This window comes from Paenibacillus sp. RU5M, from assembly GCF_900221055.1.
Taxonomy (GTDB): Bacteria; Bacillota; Bacilli; order Paenibacillales; family Paenibacillaceae; genus Paenibacillus; species Paenibacillus marchantiae.
Genome location: NZ_OBQM01000002.1, coordinates 640,848 through 659,551, shown reverse-complemented (window position 1 = coordinate 659,551; position 18,704 = coordinate 640,848). Strand labels below are relative to the sequence as shown.

At 45.9% G+C, this 18,704-nt stretch carries 16 protein-coding genes; all 16 read left to right on the top strand.

The window, feature by feature from the left end; all coding sequences use genetic code 11:
• The 16 genes from CRO25_RS08750 to nusA all read left to right on the top strand — a co-directional run bounded on the left by CRO25_RS08750 (position 1) and on the right by nusA (position 18,694).
• Entirely contained in the window at positions 1 to 1,410 is a 1,410-nt protein-coding gene (locus tag CRO25_RS08750) for a DUF342 domain-containing protein (protein ID WP_079694677.1), read from the top strand.
• A 52-nt stretch (positions 1,411 to 1,462) separates the two neighbouring features.
• Positions 1,463 to 1,777, top strand: coding sequence for a hypothetical protein (locus CRO25_RS08745; protein WP_063566388.1), 315 nt, complete (start codon positions 1,463 to 1,465; stop codon positions 1,775 to 1,777).
• A 66-nt stretch (positions 1,778 to 1,843) separates the two neighbouring features.
• Complete coding sequence (locus tag CRO25_RS08740; RefSeq protein WP_063566387.1) at positions 1,844 to 2,416, top strand: DUF6115 domain-containing protein; 573 nt, start codon at positions 1,844 to 1,846, stop codon at positions 2,414 to 2,416.
• 3 nt (positions 2,417 to 2,419) lie between these two features.
• The gene (locus CRO25_RS08735; protein WP_079694676.1) at positions 2,420 to 3,052 is read left to right on the top strand and encodes an endolytic transglycosylase MltG; all 633 of its coding nucleotides are present in this window, start codon (positions 2,420 to 2,422) and stop codon (positions 3,050 to 3,052) included.
• 241 nt (positions 3,053 to 3,293) lie between these two features.
• Complete coding sequence (rpsB, locus tag CRO25_RS08730) at positions 3,294 to 3,992, top strand: 30S ribosomal protein S2 (RefSeq protein WP_017689155.1); 699 nt, start codon at positions 3,294 to 3,296, stop codon at positions 3,990 to 3,992.
• 115 nt (positions 3,993 to 4,107) lie between these two features.
• Positions 4,108 to 4,758 (top strand): translation elongation factor Ts, encoded by a 651-nt coding sequence (gene tsf / locus CRO25_RS08725; protein WP_017689154.1) that lies wholly within the window; start codon positions 4,108 to 4,110, stop codon positions 4,756 to 4,758.
• Positions 4,759 to 4,990: 232 nt separating this feature from the next.
• Entirely contained in the window at positions 4,991 to 5,719 is a 729-nt protein-coding gene (gene pyrH / locus CRO25_RS08720) for a UMP kinase (RefSeq protein ID WP_024630245.1), read from the top strand.
• Positions 5,719 to 6,273: a ribosome recycling factor gene (gene frr / locus CRO25_RS08715; RefSeq protein WP_063566385.1), complete on the top strand. Its 555-nt coding sequence runs from the start codon at positions 5,719 to 5,721 to the stop codon at positions 6,271 to 6,273. Before pyrH ends, frr begins: the two co-directional genes overlap by 1 nt.
• A gap of 89 nt (positions 6,274 to 6,362) precedes the next feature.
• Positions 6,363 to 7,130, top strand: coding sequence for an isoprenyl transferase (locus tag CRO25_RS08710; RefSeq protein ID WP_063566384.1), 768 nt, complete (start codon positions 6,363 to 6,365; stop codon positions 7,128 to 7,130).
• A 16-nt stretch (positions 7,131 to 7,146) separates the two neighbouring features.
• Positions 7,147 to 7,941: a phosphatidate cytidylyltransferase gene (locus CRO25_RS08705; RefSeq protein ID WP_063566383.1), complete on the top strand. Its 795-nt coding sequence runs from the start codon at positions 7,147 to 7,149 to the stop codon at positions 7,939 to 7,941.
• A gap of 67 nt (positions 7,942 to 8,008) precedes the next feature.
• Entirely contained in the window at positions 8,009 to 9,148 is a 1,140-nt protein-coding gene (locus CRO25_RS08700; RefSeq protein WP_079694675.1) for a 1-deoxy-D-xylulose-5-phosphate reductoisomerase, read from the top strand.
• A gap of 113 nt (positions 9,149 to 9,261) precedes the next feature.
• Positions 9,262 to 10,533, top strand: coding sequence for an RIP metalloprotease RseP (gene rseP / locus CRO25_RS08695; protein ID WP_063566381.1), 1,272 nt, complete (start codon positions 9,262 to 9,264; stop codon positions 10,531 to 10,533).
• Positions 10,534 to 10,595: 62 nt separating this feature from the next.
• Entirely contained in the window at positions 10,596 to 12,050 is a 1,455-nt protein-coding gene (gene proS, locus CRO25_RS08690) for a proline--tRNA ligase (RefSeq protein WP_063566380.1), read from the top strand.
• A 382-nt stretch (positions 12,051 to 12,432) separates the two neighbouring features.
• Positions 12,433 to 16,752: a PolC-type DNA polymerase III gene (locus CRO25_RS08685; protein WP_079694674.1), complete on the top strand. Its 4,320-nt coding sequence runs from the start codon at positions 12,433 to 12,435 to the stop codon at positions 16,750 to 16,752.
• 259 nt (positions 16,753 to 17,011) lie between these two features.
• Positions 17,012 to 17,473 carry a ribosome maturation factor RimP gene (gene rimP, locus CRO25_RS08680; RefSeq protein ID WP_079694673.1) on the top strand — a complete coding sequence of 154 codons (462 nt, stop codon included), beginning with the start codon at positions 17,012 to 17,014 and terminating at the stop codon, positions 17,471 to 17,473.
• 123 nt (positions 17,474 to 17,596) lie between these two features.
• Entirely contained in the window at positions 17,597 to 18,694 is a 1,098-nt protein-coding gene (gene nusA / locus CRO25_RS08675) for a transcription termination factor NusA (protein ID WP_063566378.1), read from the top strand.
• Positions 18,695 to 18,704 lie beyond the last annotated feature (10 nt).

The following is an 18,704-nucleotide window of genomic DNA, read 5'->3' as shown; positions in this document are numbered from 1 at the left end:
TTGACACAGCAGACTGTTTTGGAACAGTGTTTGAGCATTGTTTTATCAGATGATAAAAGTACGGCCTACCTTGAATTTTCCAAACAGGAAGAAGGTTTTACCTGTACACCGGATGAACTCGAAAAATTTATAGCGAGTCAGGGTATTAAGTATGGTGTGCTGCGCGAAGCGCTGCTTGTTTTTGTGAGTCATCCTGAGACTTATGTGAAGGATCGATACAAGATTGCCGAAGGTATTAAACCAGTACCGGGAACGAATGGCTTTATTAAAGTGCTAGTGGGCATGGACGATTCCAATGAACGGCGACCTTTGGAAGCAGAGAACGGAACAGTCGATTACAAAGAAGTCACTCGCTTAAACAATGTTCGAACAGGTCAAATCATTGCCGAACGAATTCCTCCTGTGGACGGCACGGTGGGAAGGGCTGTAACAGGTGAAGAAATACCATTTCGTCCAGGGAAAGAAGCACGCTTCAAAGTGGGGAAAAATGTTGTCGTTAACCCTGATGGATCTGCGATGTATGCCGCTCTGGATGGATTGGTTACCAAAACAGACGGCAACAAATTGAATGTGTTTCCGGTATACGAGGTCAATGGCGATGTGGATTATAACACCGGTAACATCGATTTTGTGGGTACAGTTGTCATTCGCGGCAATGTGCTTACCGGATTTAAAGTAAAAGCGGCAGGGGATATACGTGTCGTCGGAGGTGTCGAGGGAGCGGAGCTGGAAGCAGGTGGCTCTGTCGAAATTACCGGCGGTATTATTGGTTATAACAAAGGGCTTATACAAGCAGGACATAATGTGAAATGTACCTTTATTCAAGAAGGCAACGTCGATGCGGCTGAAAATGTCCTGGTATCCCAAAGTATTATGCATTCCACGATTCGTGCAGGTCATGCGGTAATCTGTGAAGGCACCAAAGGGCTTATCGTTGGCGGGTCGATCCAGGCTGGAGAAAACGTCTCAGCACGCGTCGTTGGCAACAGTATGTCTACTGTGACTTCCATTGAAGTAGGGGTATTGCCTAAGCTCCGTAATGAGTTGAGTGACTTGCGTAAGGAAGTCAGAGAGCAGATGGATGCTTTGGATAAAACGAAAAAAGCTTTGACATTATTGGATCAGTTAGCTGCTGCAGGCCAACTGAGCCCGGATAGAATGTCCATGCGAATCAAACTGAGTGCTACACAAAAATCTGCCCTTCGTCTTAGCGAGGAAACCAAAACACGTATCTTTGAAATTGAGAAGGTTCTTGAAGATACAAGCAGGGCTCGCGTTGATATTCATAAGATGATTTATGGAGGCTCTAGAATAGTTATCGGCAGATACACCAAATTTATTAAAGATCCGGTAAGTCGAATATCTTTTTATTATCATGATGGGGATATAACAATGGTTCCATTCGTTTAAGTACAGCATTCAAGCACATGAAGAAATCCATTCGATACCGAGAGGTGAGCGTATGAGTTTCAAAGCGGTTGAGTTGCAGATTGCCGTACCTAGAACAAGTGAGGCGGGGCGTTATCAGAATGAAGCCCAGCAGAGACCGGTCATTGACCAGACCCTGCTAGCGGAACAAACGGCCAAAGAAGCAAATGAAGCAAGGCAACGAAGCGAGGCGCTGGATGAAACAGCGCACACAGATGTACGCGATGGTCAATCTAGAAACAAAGAGCAGCAGAGCGGCTCCAACGAACCTGAAGCTACTTCAGCGCTGGAAACTGTCAAACCTGCCGAGCATCCATACAAAGGAAAACATATTGACCTGTCGTTGTAATGGATGACATGTGACTCACATGTAGTCTTGAGCACCGATGGCTGCATTAAAAGGAGAGAACCCAATTTGTCACCATGGATCATTATTGTCATATTAGGAGCCTGCGCAATTGCATACGCGCTTATCATGCCCAAGAAAAACAAAGTGCAGGAGCCTGGGCATCACCTGGTGCAAGAGATGGAATCTACGCTTGAACATTATATGGCTGAGATAGAAAACGACAATGATGCTCTCATTCAGCGTGTTGCTGAAATGAAGGGTGAGGCGACGGCGGCAGATCAGCGTATGCAATCACAGCTTCAGGAATTACAGCGGAGGCTGGATCAACTGGAAGAAAGTAAAACGACAGAAGCAGACGCATCCTCCAATATAATTCCGGTACATAGCACAAGCGGATTGCAAGCTCAAGCGCTTGTAGACAGTGTGCGAGCAGATTCGGCCCAACAGGTGTCAGAAGCAGAAGAGCAGACCTCTGAACAAGAATCTACGCCTCTACGTGAATCCATTAAGGACCGATATGCAGAGTTGTTTAATTTATATGCCGAAGGAAAGTCAGTGGATGCTATTGCCAAGCAGACGGGCATACAACGTGGAGAAGTACAGCTGATTTTGCAGCTGGCAGAACGGGAGGAGAGCTAACAGATGGACAAGCGCTCCTTATGGATTGGACTTGGAAGTGGTATGATTGTTGGTGCGGTATTGCTGCAGCTGGCAACGGTTGGACAAAACGCATTGTCTGAGAGTAGTCTCGACCCCGAGCTGGCTACAGCCAACCTGACGAAGGAACAGCTGGAAGCGGCCGCCAAGAGCATGGATATGAAGCTTGTAGCTTCTGATGATGAGCTGTATACAGAGGCTGAGTGGGTAAATAAGAAGAAACAGGAAAGCAGTGAACTACAGGGAAAAACGGCAACGGCACCTGAAGCCACAGATTCTGCTGTGAAACCGGAGCAACCCGACAATCCAAAGCAACCTGTCAACAATGAAAGCGACAAACAGAACGAAGTCACTCAGCCAGAGACGATCGAGCCGTCAACTCCTAACAGTCCCGAAGTTGCGGCTACCGTATCTTTCAAAGTACGTTCAGGAAACAGTCTGGCCATTGTGGCGGGGAATTTGGAGAAAGCCGGTATTGTAGATAGTGCACAAGCTTTTATTAAGGCTGGCAGAGCAGAGCGAATTAATACCAAAATACAAGTCGGGACCTATGACTTGGAAAAAGGCGAAAGTTTCAAATCTATTATTGCCAAGATTACAAAAGAACCGTCAAACTGAGTGCGCTCAGGAAGGGCGGTTTTTTTGTATAAATAATGACAAGTTTTGTGTCGCCATGAAGGAACGGAAATTTGCTTTGAAAGACTGTTGCATCAGGCAATCAGTTATGCTATATTAGATAACGGTGTTAAAACACACGCATGTGCTAATTTTGTTGAGGGTGCTTTCCTGATGGAGAGTCTTGGCGAAAAATGATGCCGGCGGAGGACACAATAAAAACCATATTAGGAGGTGTGTGAAGATGGCAGTAATCTCCATGAAGCAGCTTCTCGAAGCTGGGGTACACTTCGGTCACCAAACTCGTCGTTGGAACCCAAAAATGGATCGTTATATCTTCACTGAAAGAAACGGAATTTACATCATCGATTTGCAAAAAACGGTGAAAAAAGTCGAAGAGGCTTACAATTTCGTTAAAGGAATCGCAGGAGAGAATGGTAAAATTCTTTTCGTGGGTACTAAGAAACAAGCTCAAGATTCCGTTAAAGAAGAAGCTGAACGTGCTGGTCAATTCTACATTAACCAACGCTGGCTCGGCGGTACCCTGACTAACTTCCAAACTATTCAAAAACGTATTGATCGTTTGAAACAGTTGGAAGCTTGGGAAGAAGACGGTACATTCGCTGTATTGCCTAAAAAAGAAGTAATCTTGCTTCGCAAAGAAAAAGATCGTCTGGAGAAATTCTTGGGCGGTATTAAAAATATGAAAGGCCTGCCAAGCGCCCTGTTCATCATCGATCCACGCAAAGAGCGTATCGCTGTTGCGGAAGCTCGCAAATTGGGTATCCCAATTGTAGGTATCGTTGATACTAACTGCGATCCGGACGAGATCGATTATGTTATCCCAGGTAATGACGACGCGATCCGCGCTGTTAAATTGCTGACAGGTAAAATGGCTGACGCAGTAATCGAAGCTAACCAAGGCGAAGAAACTTCCGCTTAATAGATTCGAACATATGTTATAAACTAAATGAAAAGGGTGGTTGGCAGGTGGATAACCTCTCACTGCCCTTTTTTTAGAGTGTACGTACAATACTTAATGTTGGAGGGAATTTATAATGGCAGTTAATGCGAGTGCAGTAAAAGAACTTCGCGAAAGAACGGGCGCTGGTATGCTCGATTGTAAAAAAGCACTGGAAGAAGCAAACGGTGATGTAACAAAAGCAGCTGAATTGTTGCGTGAGAAAGGTCTTTCTGCAGCAGCAAGCAAAGCAGGCCGTGCAGCAACTGAAGGCGTTGTAGAATCTTACATCCACGCTGGTGGACGCATTGGTGTCTTGGTTGAAGTTAACTGTGAAACTGACTTCGTTGGTAAAACGGATCAATTTAAGGATTTCGTTAAAGATGTAGCTATGCAAATCGCTGCAGCTAATCCTAAATTCGTTAAACGCGAAGAAGTTCCTACAGATGAGCTGGAAAAAGAAAAAGAAATCCTGAAAGCTCAAGCTCTTAATGAAGGCAAACCAGAGAAAATCATTGAAAAAATGGTTGAAGGCCGTATCGGTAAATACTACGAAGAGTACTGCCTGATGGAACAAACTTTCGTTAAAGATCCAGACAAAACGATCTCCCAATTGCTGAACGAAAAAATCAGCCAAATTGGTGAAAATATCTCCATCCGTCGTTTCGTTCGTTACGAACTGGGTGAAGGTCTTGAGAAAAAAGTAGACAACTTCGTAGAAGAAGTAATGTCCCAAGTAAACAAATAAGACGGTTTTACTAAACCGGCAAGCAGGATTGATTTTCGAAGATATAAGAATGATGAAACTTCGAAGCGTAAACTCCCTTATATCTCAGGAAAACAGTGCCTTACCGGTTAAACGTTTTTCCTAAAAGAGCGGAACACAACTGTGTTCCTTTCTTTTTAAGCAGGAGGCCATGCGCGAGGAGTTTTGTTGGTTGAACATCGAGGGTGTTCAATTCAAAGTGGAGGGTGAATAATTGGAACAGCCAGTATTTAAACGTGTTGTCTTAAAGGTCAGCGGAGAGTCTCTTTCCGGTCAAAATGGCTACGGTATTGATGCAGAGACGATCTCGTCGATTGCCCAGCAAGTAAAAGAAGTAGTTGAACTAGGTGTACAGGTTGCTATCGTATGCGGCGGCGGAAACATCTGGCGCGGAATTGCCGGTAGCGAAAACGGCATCGATAGAGCAACTGCCGATTATATGGGGATGCTGGCGACGGTTATGAACTCGCTCGCCCTGCAAGATGCACTGGAACAGATTGAAGTGCCTACACGCGTACAGACATCGATTGCCATGCAACAAATTGCAGAGCCTTATATTCGTCGTAGAGCTATTCGTCATCTGGAGAAAGGCCGGGTTGTTATTTTTGCAGCAGGTACAGGTAACCCGTTCTTTTCCACGGATACAACAGCAGCACTGCGCGCAGCGGAGATTGAAGCAGAAGTTATCTTGATGGCCAAAAATAAAGTCGATGGTGTATACTCAGCAGATCCGTTTAAGGACAGTACAGCTGTGAAATTTGATCAGTTGACTTACATGGATATTCTTAACAAAGACCTTGGTGTAATGGATTCGACGGCATCCTCGCTTTGTAAGGACAACAACATCCCGTTGATCGTATTTGCCATTACGGAACAAGGTAACATCAAGCGTGTTGTTCTGGGTGAACGTATCGGAACAATCGTTAAAGGGAGTGTAGATTAATGCCACAAGCGGTTAAACAACATGCCGAAGAGCGTATGGAAAAAGCAATTCAAGCATTGCGTCGTGACCTGGCTACTTTGCGTGCAGGCCGTGCAACTCCAGCTCTTCTGGACCGAGTTCAGGTAGAGTATTATGGGGCTATGACGCCATTGAATCAACTCGCTAATATCAGTACTCCGGATTCCCGTACACTGATGATTCAACCTTGGGACAAATCTTCCATGGGTGATATCGAGCGTGCCATCATGAAATCGGATCTGGGTCTTACTCCAGCCAATGATGGTAGCATGATCCGTTTGTCTATTCCGGCATTGACGGAAGAACGCAGAGCGGAACTTGTGAAGCTGACGAAGAAGTTCGGTGAAGAAGGTAAAGTAGCGATTCGTAACATTCGCCGTGATGCGAATGATGACATTAAGAAAATGGAGAAGTCAGACATTTCCGAGGATGAATCCCGGAGACATCAGGACGATATCCAAAAATCGACCGACAAGTTTATTGCTGAAGTCGATAAGGTACTCGCTGCCAAAGAAAAAGAAATCATGGAAGTGTAAGACAAGCGCAGCCCCTCCAATACGGTGGGGTTTTGTCTCTTTTTCCAAGCTTCAGGTGAAGAAACTTCAGGGATTTTGGAGGAACAGGAATGATCAAACGGGTTCGGTCGTGGTGGAATGGGGCTGACAAGCAGGAAACGCTGACTATATCCGAGGATAATATCCCGCAGCACGTCGCCATCATTATGGACGGCAATGGACGATGGGCGAAACGTTTGGGTCTCCCACGAATAGCTGGCCACCAGAATGGGATGAAGGCGGTCAAACGTGCGACCATCGCGGCGGATGAACTGGGCATCAAATATCTGACGATGTACGCTTTTTCGACAGAAAACTGGACGCGTCCAAAAGAAGAAGTGGATTTTCTGATGCGGCTTCCGCAAGAATTTTTGGCGATAGAACTGGATGAGCTTATAGAAAAAAATGTACGCATCCGTATGATGGGCCAGGAGGAGCACTTGCCTTCCCATACTATTAATGCTTTGCGTGAAGCTATTCGTCTTACGGAACATAACACAGGGCTTGTTTTGAATTTTGCAATGAACTACGGAAGTCGTCGCGAAATGACGGACTGTGTCAAACAGATCGCTCTGCAGGTAAAGTCGGGGGAACTATCGGCAGACGACATTACGCCTGAACTCATTGACAGACATATGCTCACTGGAGATATGCCTGATCCGGATTTGCTGATCCGGACGAGCGGAGAGTTGAGATTAAGCAATTTCATGCTTTGGCAGCTTGCATATAGCGAATTATGGTTTACGGATATATACTGGCCCGAATTTGGCAAAAAGCATTTGCTTGAAGCAGTAGCCGAATATCAGCGCAGAACAAGGCGTTACGGCGGTTTGAAATAGATGGAGGATGAAGCCGTTGAAACAGCGATTAACGACAGGAATCATAGCAGGTGTATTGTTTTTGGGTTTTTGCATGCTGGGCGGACCCTGGTACCATGGCTTGGTACTGCTTATGGCTCTCATCGGTTATTATGAATTTGTAAAAATGACCGGGGTACAGCCTTTTTCAGGTGTAGCCCTAATCGGTTATGCAGGTATCTTTGCGATTGTGTTTCCTTGGGAAATGGTTTGGGAAGCCAGACCACTAACGTTATTCCAGATCGGATGGCTTGTGATGCTTGTATTAATGACGGCCTCTGTGGTAACTAAAAACAAGATTCCTGTAAACACTGTTGCCATGCTCTTTCTTGGAGTAATGTATATTGGGATCGGTTTTTATTACATCGCGGAATCGAGACATTTGCATCATGGGTTGTTCTGGACGTTTCTGCTTCTGGGCTCCATATGGGCAAGTGATGCAGGTGCATATTTTGTAGGGAAACTTATCGGGAAGAACAAACTTTGGCCGTCGATCAGTCCTAACAAAACGGTGGAAGGTGCACTGGGTGGTGTAGTGATCGCGGTAGTCACTTCTGTTGTTTTTGCATTGGTGTCAGACGGCTTGTTGTCTTGGCAAAGAGCGGTATGGATTGGAATTGCATGCGCGGTTGTAGGACAAATGGGAGATCTGATTCAGTCTGCTTACAAACGTGTGTATAACATCAAAGATTCCGGCACTTTGCTCCCGGGGCATGGCGGTATTCTGGATCGATGCGACAGCTGGATTGTCGTTTTTCCATTCGTACATATACTAATGCTTCTGCCCTATTAAAAATGAGCACAAGCCATATGACGAACTATTCGTCATAGGCATTGGATAAATAAAGATGAGGTGCAGCATGAAAAAAATTGCGATTCTCGGGTCAACCGGTTCCATTGGAACTCAGACACTGGATGTAGTCGATATGCATCCCGAACGCTTTCAAGTAGAGGGACTGGCTGCTGGGAGCAATATAGAGCTGCTGATTGAGCAAGCAAAGCGTTATCGACCCCAAAAGGTATCAGTTGGCTCAAAAGAGTTAGCAGAGACTGTGGCACCGCACTTACCTGTCGAAACACAGCTTTTTTATGGCAAAGAAGGACTGGTTGAAGTTGCTGCCGGAACGGATGCAGATACGGTTGTTACTGCTGTAATGGGGAGTGTTGGGCTTGAGTCGACCCTGGCTGCTATTGATGCAGGCAAACAGATCGGACTGGCTAACAAAGAGACGCTAATTACAGCAGGACATATTGTTACTGCCAGAGCGGCTGCGAAAGGGGTACCGATTCTGCCTGTGGATAGTGAGCACTCGGCTATCTTCCAATGCTTGAATGGTGAACCTCGTGAACGTGTGATGGGAATTACACTTACGGCCTCTGGAGGATCATTCCGTGATTTGACTCGTGAACAGCTAAAGGAAGTTACTGTAGAAGATGCACTCAAACATCCGAATTGGTCCATGGGATCGAAGATCACGATAGACTCAGCAACGATGGTGAATAAAGGTCTGGAAGTTATTGAAGCGCATTGGCTTTTTGGACTAAGTTATGATCAGATTGATGTATTGCTTCACCCGGAGAGCATCATTCATTCCTACGTGGAGTTTAATGATACGAGCATTATTGCGCAGCTTGGCAATCCGGACATGCGCGTTCCCATTCAGTATGCACTGACCTATCCAGACCGCTTACCATCGCCTTCACAACGTCTCTCCCTAACGCAAGTGGGCAAGCTGCATTTCCGGGAGATGGATATGGAACGGTTCCCTTGTTTAAGAATGGCATACGAGTGTGGTAAAATGGGGGGAACCGCAACAACGGCGTTTAATGCAGCCAACGAGGTTGCCGTAGCGCGTTTCTTGCGTAAAGAGATTTCGTTCCTTAAAATAGAGGATATTATTGCTTCTGTGCTGGAAGCACACCGCAATGTGGACGGGCCTGATCTAGAGGAAATCGCAAGATGTGATCAGGAGAGCCGTCAACTTGCGTTCAGTCTGTAATCTCTTTTTTCAAGATAAAATGGAAGAAGTGATTCTCTTGTGCGGCATCAGAGAATAATGATAATCTAAAGGGACAGACTGCGGTTCGTGCCGTGAAGGAGGATGGATAGGGATTGGAAACCATACAAGTGGTATTTCTAACGGTGCTCATGTTCTTTGTCATCGTGACGGTTCATGAATGGGGACATTATTATTTTGCCAAACGCGCCGGTATTCTTGTACGGGAATTTGCGATCGGTTTTGGTCCCAAATTGTTCTCATATAAAAGAAACGAGACCCAGTTCACACTGCGTTTGTTGCCTTTTGGCGGATATGCACGTATGGCTGGGGAAGACCCGGAACTGGTAGAAATTCAAGAAGGTCAGACCATTGCAGTAAGGTCGGCTGATGACCAAGTCAAAATGATCTACCTCGATCAATTGGATAATCGCAAAAATGTAATTCGTGGTGAAGTGATCTCTATTGATATGGAGAATGCATTGAAATTGCAACTCGATGTGGATGGTGAAATTCAGCAGTACCGGATACATCCGCAAGCGATGTTGGTTAGTCGTGGAAAACAAACCCAGATTGCACCGAAAGATCGCCAATTTGGCAGTAAAACGGTGGGTCAGCGGGCAATGGCGATTTTTGCCGGACCACTCATGAATTTCATCCTGGCATTTGTTTTATTTGCAGTCTATGCACAAATGGCTGGGGTTCCAGTTGAGAATCCGAAAAATCTGGAAATTGGTGAAGTGCTTGAAGGTGGAGCTGCCTACCAGGCGAATTTGCAAAAGGGAGATATCATTGAGACGATCAATGGTACTGCTATTGGTACGGATTCGCAAAAAATGGTGACGATGATTGCCGATTCCAAAGACAAACCGATGGAATGGACACTGCGTCGGGGGAATGAAACGTTTAATATAACGATCACACCTCGTGCAGTAGAAGGTCAAGAAGGCGGTAAGGTCGGAATTGTGCCAACACTGCCAACCCGATCTGTTGGATTTGTAGAAACCTTTAAAGTGTCAGGGATAGCGATGGTCGATACAACCAGAGTAATCTTTGAAGGCTTCAAACATTTGATCAATCAGTTTAACATGGATGATATTGGTGGTCCTGTGCGTACTTTTGAAGTAACAGGCCAAATTGCGAAGCAGGGTATTGAACAGTTGACGAGATGGGCAGCTATTCTGAGTCTGTACCTCGGTATTTTCAACCTGTTGCCGATTCCTGCGCTAGACGGAAGCCGTCTTGTATTCCTCGGAATTGAAGGTCTGCGAGGCAGACCTGTTGACCCCAACCGGGAAGGCATGGTTCATTTTGTCGGCTTCGCGATGTTGTTTGTACTGATGCTAGCAGTAACATACAATGATATATTACGATTAATTAACGGATAATTATGGTTTGACTACGCTCTGACTATTCAGAGATAGTCGTTATGGGAGGACGCTGGAGTCTTATGTCAAAGGAAAATGATAAACAGTTCGTGACTGAAATTACACCTCAGGGCGAGGATTTCTCACGCTGGTACATTGATGTTATTAAAAAAGCTGATCTCATGGACTATTCACCCGTACGCGGTTGTATTGTTTTCAAACCAGACGGTTTCGAAATCTGGGAGCATATCAAGGATGAGATGGACCGTCGTTTCCGTGAAACGGGTCATCGTAATGCCTACTTCCCGATGTTCATTCCCGAGAGCTTTTTCCAAAAAGAAAAAGAACATGTTGAAGGCTTCAATCCCGAATTGCCTTGGGTAACGGAAGCCGGCGGAGAAAAGCTGGAAGAGCGTCTGGCGATCCGCCCAACCTCGGAAACCATCATTGGTCACATGTACTCCAAGTGGATTAAGTCGTATCGTGACTTGCCGGTGCTGATCAACCAATGGGCGAACGTGGTTCGCTGGGAGAAGAGAACACTGCCTTTCCTTCGCACAACCGAGTTCTTGTGGCAAGAGGGCCATACGGCGCATGAGACAGAAGAAGAAGCACGTGAAGAGACGATGAAAATGCTTGAAATCTACCGCGAAGTTGTGGAAGAATATCTGGCGATTCCCGTCATTACAGGTCAGAAAACAAAATCCGAGAAGTTTGCAGGTGCTGTAGACACCTTCTCCATCGAAGCGATGATGAAGGATGGACGTGCGGTACAAGCCGGAACTTCTCATTATATGGGTACGAATTTTGCAAAAGCATTTGAGATCCAGTATCTTAGCCGCAACAATGTGTTGGAACTGGCTCACACCACTTCATGGGGAACAAGCACACGTCTGATCGGTGCGTTAATTATGGTTCACGGGGATGACCGTGGTCTGGTTCTTCCTCCTAAAGTTGCACCAACACAAGTGGTTATGATTCCAATTGGACCGCCAAAAACACGTGATGCCGTTGTAGGCCGTGCGGACGAGTTGTTCGCTGAACTGAAACAAGCGGGAATTCGTGTGAAAATGGATGATCGCAGTGATGTTCGTCCAGGCTGGAAATTCAACGAATATGAGATGCGTGGTGTTCCGATTCGTCTCGAAATTGGTCCACGTGATATGGAGAACGGTGTGTGTGTTCTCGTTTCCCGGATTACGGGAGAGAAGAAAGTCGTTGAACAAGCAAATCTGGTGGAAGAAATCCAGACTATGCTGACTCAAGTGCAAGCCGATATGCTGCAACGTGCTCGAACGTTTATGTCGGACAACTTCTACTCTGTAGATACGCTTGATGAGATGAAGGAATTGATGGAAAACAAGCGCGGTTTCACACTGGCTGGATGGTGCGGTTCAGAAGCTTGCGAAGATAAAGTAAGAGAAGTAACAGGTGCAACAAGCCGGAACATTCCGTTCCAGCCTGCGGAAGAAAAGCATACGTGTCTGGCTTGTGGTGAACAAGCGAAACACACGGTAGTGTTTGCAAGAGCGTATTAAGTCAGGATAACCTGACTATATAGATTGAACTAAACATTTACATGAGAACGTAGAGAACAGAAATAACCTGAAGAAGCGGAGCTAAAAGCTTTCTGAAAGAAAGCTACATCGGAAGCATACGCTGCGCCTTTATCCCCGGATTTTCCCCTTTGTAAAAGGGAATCAAAAAATCTGGGGATAACAGCGATCGGAAGGTTGTTCTGTTATCGGAGTGGTAAGTGTAAATATCTTTTTGTTCAATTTATATAACGGCACATACGGACTGTAAGAGTAAGGAATGGAGAGCTTCTGTCGGATAAAATGAGTCGGTGCGGGTTCGGATCGGGGACATTTTTGAATGCAGAGGCTTTTCCTGTTTTAAGGGGGTACAAGGAGGAACACGATGAGTGGATTCGAGGAGAAGAGAAAACGATTTGAGTTGTTGATGAAACAGACGGAGCTTCCAGCTGGCCTAATAGAGCCCTACTTTTTGGATGGATGGATTGAACGGGTGGAGACAAGCCGTAGCAACCGCGACTGGACTATTGTGATTGCAAAGGATACCTTGGTTCCTGCTCCAATCTATCGAACATTTTGCCTGCACATTCAGGAGAAAATGAATCATATTTCCAAGATTACGTTTGGTTTCAAATATAGTGAGCAGGTCGAGATTGGTGATATTGTCAGTGAGTATTGGAACTTGTTCCTTGAGTGGGTTACACGGGAGATTCCATCTGTTAATGGTTGGATGAATCGTACCAAGTTCGAATGTGAAGCGGATCTGCTGCAATTGACTATGAGTGATGCCATGTCGATGGAGCTCGCGAAGAAGAAGCAGATCGATCAGGCTATAACTACTTTTTACGATAAGTATTTTCAACTTCCCTTGCGGGTCAAATTGCTGGTTGGTGAGGTTGAAAGCAACAAAGAGGCAATGGAACAATTCCAGCTCAAGAAGCGGGAAGAAGAGCTTCAAGTTATCGAACAGATGATGAGTGAAGTGGACTCCGAAATGCCTGAAGAGGAAGAACAGGGCGATGTTCGCTTACAGATGGGATATGAGATCAAGGAACCACCTGTACCTATGCAGGAAATTCAAGATGAAGAGAAAAAGGTTACGTTGCAGGGAACGGTCTTCGGTCTGGATCGCAAGGAATTGCGGAACGGGAATACCTTGTTTACTTTTTATCTGACGGATTTCACAGATTCCATGCAAATGAAGATGTTTGCCAAAACAAAAGAGGATGTCAAAATCCTGAGCCTACTAGCCAATGGAAAATGGGTGAAAGTGCGTGGCCGTGTAGAATACGACCGGTTTATGCAAATTCCGGAACTTGCCATGATTCCTTCAGACTTGGTAGAAGTAAAGGCACCACCATCCCGTAAGGATAATGCAGCTGAGAAACGGGTTGAGTTCCATTTGCACTCCACAATGAGTACAATGGATGCCGTAACTTCGATCGACAAATACGTAAAAACTGCAGCGGAATGGGGACACAAGGCTATCGCCGTAAGTGATCATGGCGGTGTGCAGGTGTATCCGGAGGCATCCAAAGCGGCCAAGAAAAACGGAATTAAAATGATCTACGGCCTTGAGGCCAATGTGGTGAACGATTCAGTTGCTGTTGTACTGGCACCACAGCCATTGGAACTCAAATCAGCGACATATATCGTCTTTGATATTGAGACCACAGGTCTGTCTGTAACCCAGAACAAGATTATCGAAATTGCGGCTGTGAAGGTAGAGGACGGTAAAGAAATTGACCGCTTTGCTACGTTTGTAAATCCGCATGAGCGCATCCCATATAACATTCAGCAGTTGACTAACATTAACGATGAAATGGTGAAGGATGCACCTGAGCTAGAACCGGTTATCCGTGATTTTGTGAAGTTTGCCGGAGATGGCGTATTGGTTGCGCATAATGCGCGATTCGATATGGGCTTTATTCAGGCTTCGCTGAAACAGCTTGGTATGCCTGAGCTTCTGAACCCTGTCCTCGATACGTTGGAATTGGCACGGTTGTTATATCCAAAAATGAAGAACCACCGTCTGAATACGCTGGCGGATAAATATAAAGTAGCACTGGAAAGTCATCACCGGGCGATTGATGATACGATTGCGCTCGCAGGAATACTGAATGGATTGCTTAATGATGCTGCCCAAATGAAAGGCTTGACCATGCTTGACCGGCTTAACGATTATGTCGGAGTTGATCTCTCGAATACGCGTCCATTCCATTGTGGAATCTATGCTTTGAATGATGTCGGCAAAAAGAATCTATATAAACTGGTATCCCTTTCCCATACGGAGCATTTCAAACGGGTGCCTTGTATTCCGAAATCAAAGCTGATCAATTTGCGTGAAGGTCTCATTATTTTATCCGGTTGTGAAAAAGGTGAGTTTTTCGAGGCTGTGCTGAACAAATCGCTTGAAGAGGCGGAAGAGATCGCGCATTTCTATGACATTCTGGAGATCCAGCCTCTGACGATGTATATGCATTTGGTGGACAAAGGACTGGTGGCTACACCAGAGGAATTGAAGCTCGCGGTTCGTAAAGTGGTTGACATTGGTCAAAAATTGGGGAAACCGGTAATCGCCACAGGTAACGTGCATTATTTGGAGCCACGTGACAAGCTATATCGGGATATCACAATTCACGGAATTACCGGCTTCAGTCCGCTCAAAGACCAACGTAAACCGGATGCTCACCTAAGAACGACGGATGAAATGTTGGAAGAGTTCCAGTACCTGGGCCAAGATAAAGCCTACGAAGTCGTCGTTACGAATACGGTTGAATTGGCGGATCGGTTCGAGGAAATCAAGCTGTTCCCGGACAAGCTGTTCACCCCGATTCTGGAAGGTGCAGACGATGAAATCCGTAATACCTGTTATAATACCGCCAAGTCGATTTATGGTGAGGAGCTACCGGAAGTCATTGTGGCACGACTGGAGAAAGAATTGAATCCAATCATCAAATACGGTTTCTCTGCCAACTATCTGATCTCGGAACGTTTGGTTAAAAAATCGAATCAGGACGGCTACCTAGTCGGCTCCCGGGGATCGGTTGGTTCGTCTGTAGTTGCTACTTTCCTGGGCATTTCCGAGGTTAATCCGTTGCCAGCACACTATATTTGTGTGAATCCGGAGTGTAAGCACAGTGAGTGGTTCCTCGACGGCAGTGTGCCGAGTGGATTTGACCTTCCTGAGAAAGAATGCCCTGATTGTGGAGGCCGGTTAAAAGGCGAAGGGCAGGATATTCCGTTTGAGACCTTCCTTGGCTTTAAAGGGGACAAGGTTCCCGATATCGACTTGAACTTCTCGGGTGATTATCAACCGCATGCCCATAACTATACGAAGGTGCTTTTCAGCGAAAAGAGTGTGTTCCGTGCGGGCACAATTGGTACAGTCGCTGAGAAAACAGCGTTTGGTTTTGCCAAGAAATATGAGGAAGAGCATCATAAGAAATGGCGCGGGGCTGAGCTGAACCGTTTGGCTTCCGGTTGTACCGGGGTTAAACGTAGCACAGGACAGCATCCTGGTGGTATTGTCGTTGTACCGGATTATATTGAAGTGGAAGATGTAACGCCTGTTCAATTCCCGGCAGATGACGTTAATGCGGAGTGGAAAACAACACATTTTGACTATCACGCCTTCGAAGAGAACTTGCTTAAACTCGATATCCTGGGGCACGATGATCCAACCATGATGCGGATGCTGCAGGATTTGACGGGTATCGATCCAACGACCATTCCGATGAATGATCCTAAGGTCATGAGCATGTTTAACTCAACGGAGGCGCTGGGTGTTACTCCAGAGCAGATTCGTTCACCAGTTGCCACTTTTGGTGTACCGGAGATGGGGACGAAATTTGTACGTCAGATGCTTGTCGAATCCCAGCCTTCCTCTTTTGCCGATCTACTCCAGATCTCCGGATTGTCTCATGGTACGGGGGTATGGCTCGGTAACGCACAAGATCTAATCAAAAATGGAACATGTAACATCAAAACGGTAATTGGTTGCCGGGATGATATCATGTTGTTCCTGATTTATAAGGCGGGCATGGACGCCAGTCTTGCCTTTAAAATTACAGAGAGTGTGCGTAAGGGACGTGGTTTGCCGCAAGAATGGATTGATGAGATGAAAAAATGCAAGGTGCCGCAATGGTACATTGACTCCTGTCTTAAAATCCAGTACATGTTTCCAAAGGCCCACGCGGCCGCTTACGTTATTTCGGCAGTGCGTACAGCTTTCTTTAAGCTGTATCACCCCATTGAATACTACGCGACATATTTCACAGTTCGTGCGGATGAGTTTGACATTGAGCTGGTATGTCAGGGCTATGAGCCCATCTATCGGAAGATCGTAGAGATTGAACAATTAGGTTTCCAGGCGCCGCCAAAAGAAAAAAATATGCTGCCTGTCCTTGAGATGGCATTGGAAATGGCAGCACGTGGATTCTCGCTTAAGCCGATTGATCTGTATCGTTCGGAAGCGACGAAGTTTATCGTTGACGGAAATTCACTTATTCCTCCGTTCTCGGCACTGGGAGGAATCGGGGATAATGCAGCACGCAATATCGCTGCGGCAAGAGAGCATGGAGAATTTTTGTCGATTGAAGATTTCCAGCAGAAATCCAAAGCAAGTAAAACAATTGTTGAGCTGCTGACGAGTATGGGTTGCTTCCGTGGTTTGCCGGAAAGCAATCAATTATCCTTGTTCTAAAATGGCATTTTGCGTATCTAATTATGGTCTGTCATGTGATGACGTAAATTTTTCTTCATTAGTAGTTAAAATGGCTGAGTGATCGCTTACTTGTCACTATTACCAGACTATGTTATAATTTTTGAAGTGAACGAGATAGTACGAATTTCTAAAGAGTGGGGAAACCCACTCTTTAGTCTTTGGTATACAAGAATCTTGGGTAATGAAGAAATTGCCAGTCCATATTTGCTGGTGTAACCTAAGTTGGAGGTTATCGGTTTTGAGCACAACGAACATTAAATCTACCGTGGAAGAAATGATCCAACCCTACTTGAACGAACAAGGCTTCGAGCTGGTTGACATCGAATACGTCAAAGAAGGCAGCAACTGGTTTTTACGGGTGTATGTCGACAAAGAGGGTGGCATCGACATCGACGATTGTGTCTTGATCAGCGAAAAGCTAAGCGCCAAGCTGGATGAGAACGATCCGATTCCGACCATCTATTTCCTTGAAGTGTCTTCTCCCGGTGCGGAGCGTCCACTGAAGAAACCGGAGGACGTTGCCAAATCCGTAGGCAAAAATGTATTTGTTACAACCTACGAGCCGGTAAATGGTATAAAGGAATTTGAAGGCAAGCTGCTTTCCTTTGATAACGGGGAACTTGTGATCGAAGCAGGCAAGAAACAGCATGCCATTCTTTATGACAAGGTTGCGACTGCGCGCCTGGCCATTCTGTTTTAAGTGCCTTGTTCACTTATTTATGAAAAAAGACACATCTCACGATAACGGCAAGGTGCTCATGAGTCTAGAGCCTTTCGCCGTTTTACGTATGAGATGCCATGTTTGAAAGGGGGATCAACATTCATGAGTATGGATTTTATTGAAGCAATGAATGAATTGGAGCGGGAAAAAGGGATCAGCAAGGATGTGCTGTTTGAAGCGATTGAGGCAGCACTCATCTCCAGCTACAAGCGTAATTTCAACACCGCCCAGAATGTGCGTGTTGACATGAACCGCAATACGGGTGTTATCCGGGTATACGCCCGCAAATTGATCGTGGAAGAAGTCCTGGATTCACGTACCGAAATTTCATTGCCTGCTGCACGAGAGATCAACCCACACTTCCAGCTGGAAGATATTGCGGAGATTGAAGTTACGCCGCGTGATTTCGGACGTATCGCCGCACAGACTGCCAAACAGGTAGTGACCCAGCGGATTCGTGAAGCCGAACGCGGCCTGATCTACAACGCTTTCGTTGATAAGGAAGAAGATATCGTTACGGGAGTGGTGCAGCGTCAGGATTTGCGCAATATCTACATCGATCTGGGCAAAATCGAAGCGGCATTGCCGCTGACCGAATTGATGCCGAACGAGAAGTTTGTTCATGGTGACCGTATCAAAGCGTACATCACCAAGGTCGAGAATACGACCAAAGGGCCGCAAATCATTTTGTCCCGTACACATCCGGGCTTGCTGAAACGTCTCTTTGAACTGGAAGTACCTGAAATTTTTGACGGTGTAGTCGAGATTCGCTCCGTCGCACGTGAAGCGGGCTTCCGCTCCAAGATTGCTGTTCATTCCCGCAATGAGGAAGTTGATCCGGTTGGATCATGTGTAGGTCCTAAGGGAATCCGCGTGCAGACCATTGTGGGTGAGCTGCGCGGTGAAAAAATTGACATCGTTCGTTTCTCCGATCAGGTAGACGAATATGTGGCTAATGCACTTAGTCCTTCCAAAGTATTGGAAGTTCAAGTATTCGAGGAAGAAAAGATGGCTCGGGTTATTGTTCCTGACTATCAACTGTCCCTCGCCATTGGGATCAAAGGCCAAAATGCCCGATTGGCAGCCAAACTGACCGGTTGGAAAATCGACATTAAGAGCGAGAGCCAGGCGGAACAGGAATTCGGCAGAGAGAAAGATTCTTCTTCGGAAATGCACCAAGATTCCGTCTCCGTCGATTAAAGTAAAGCAC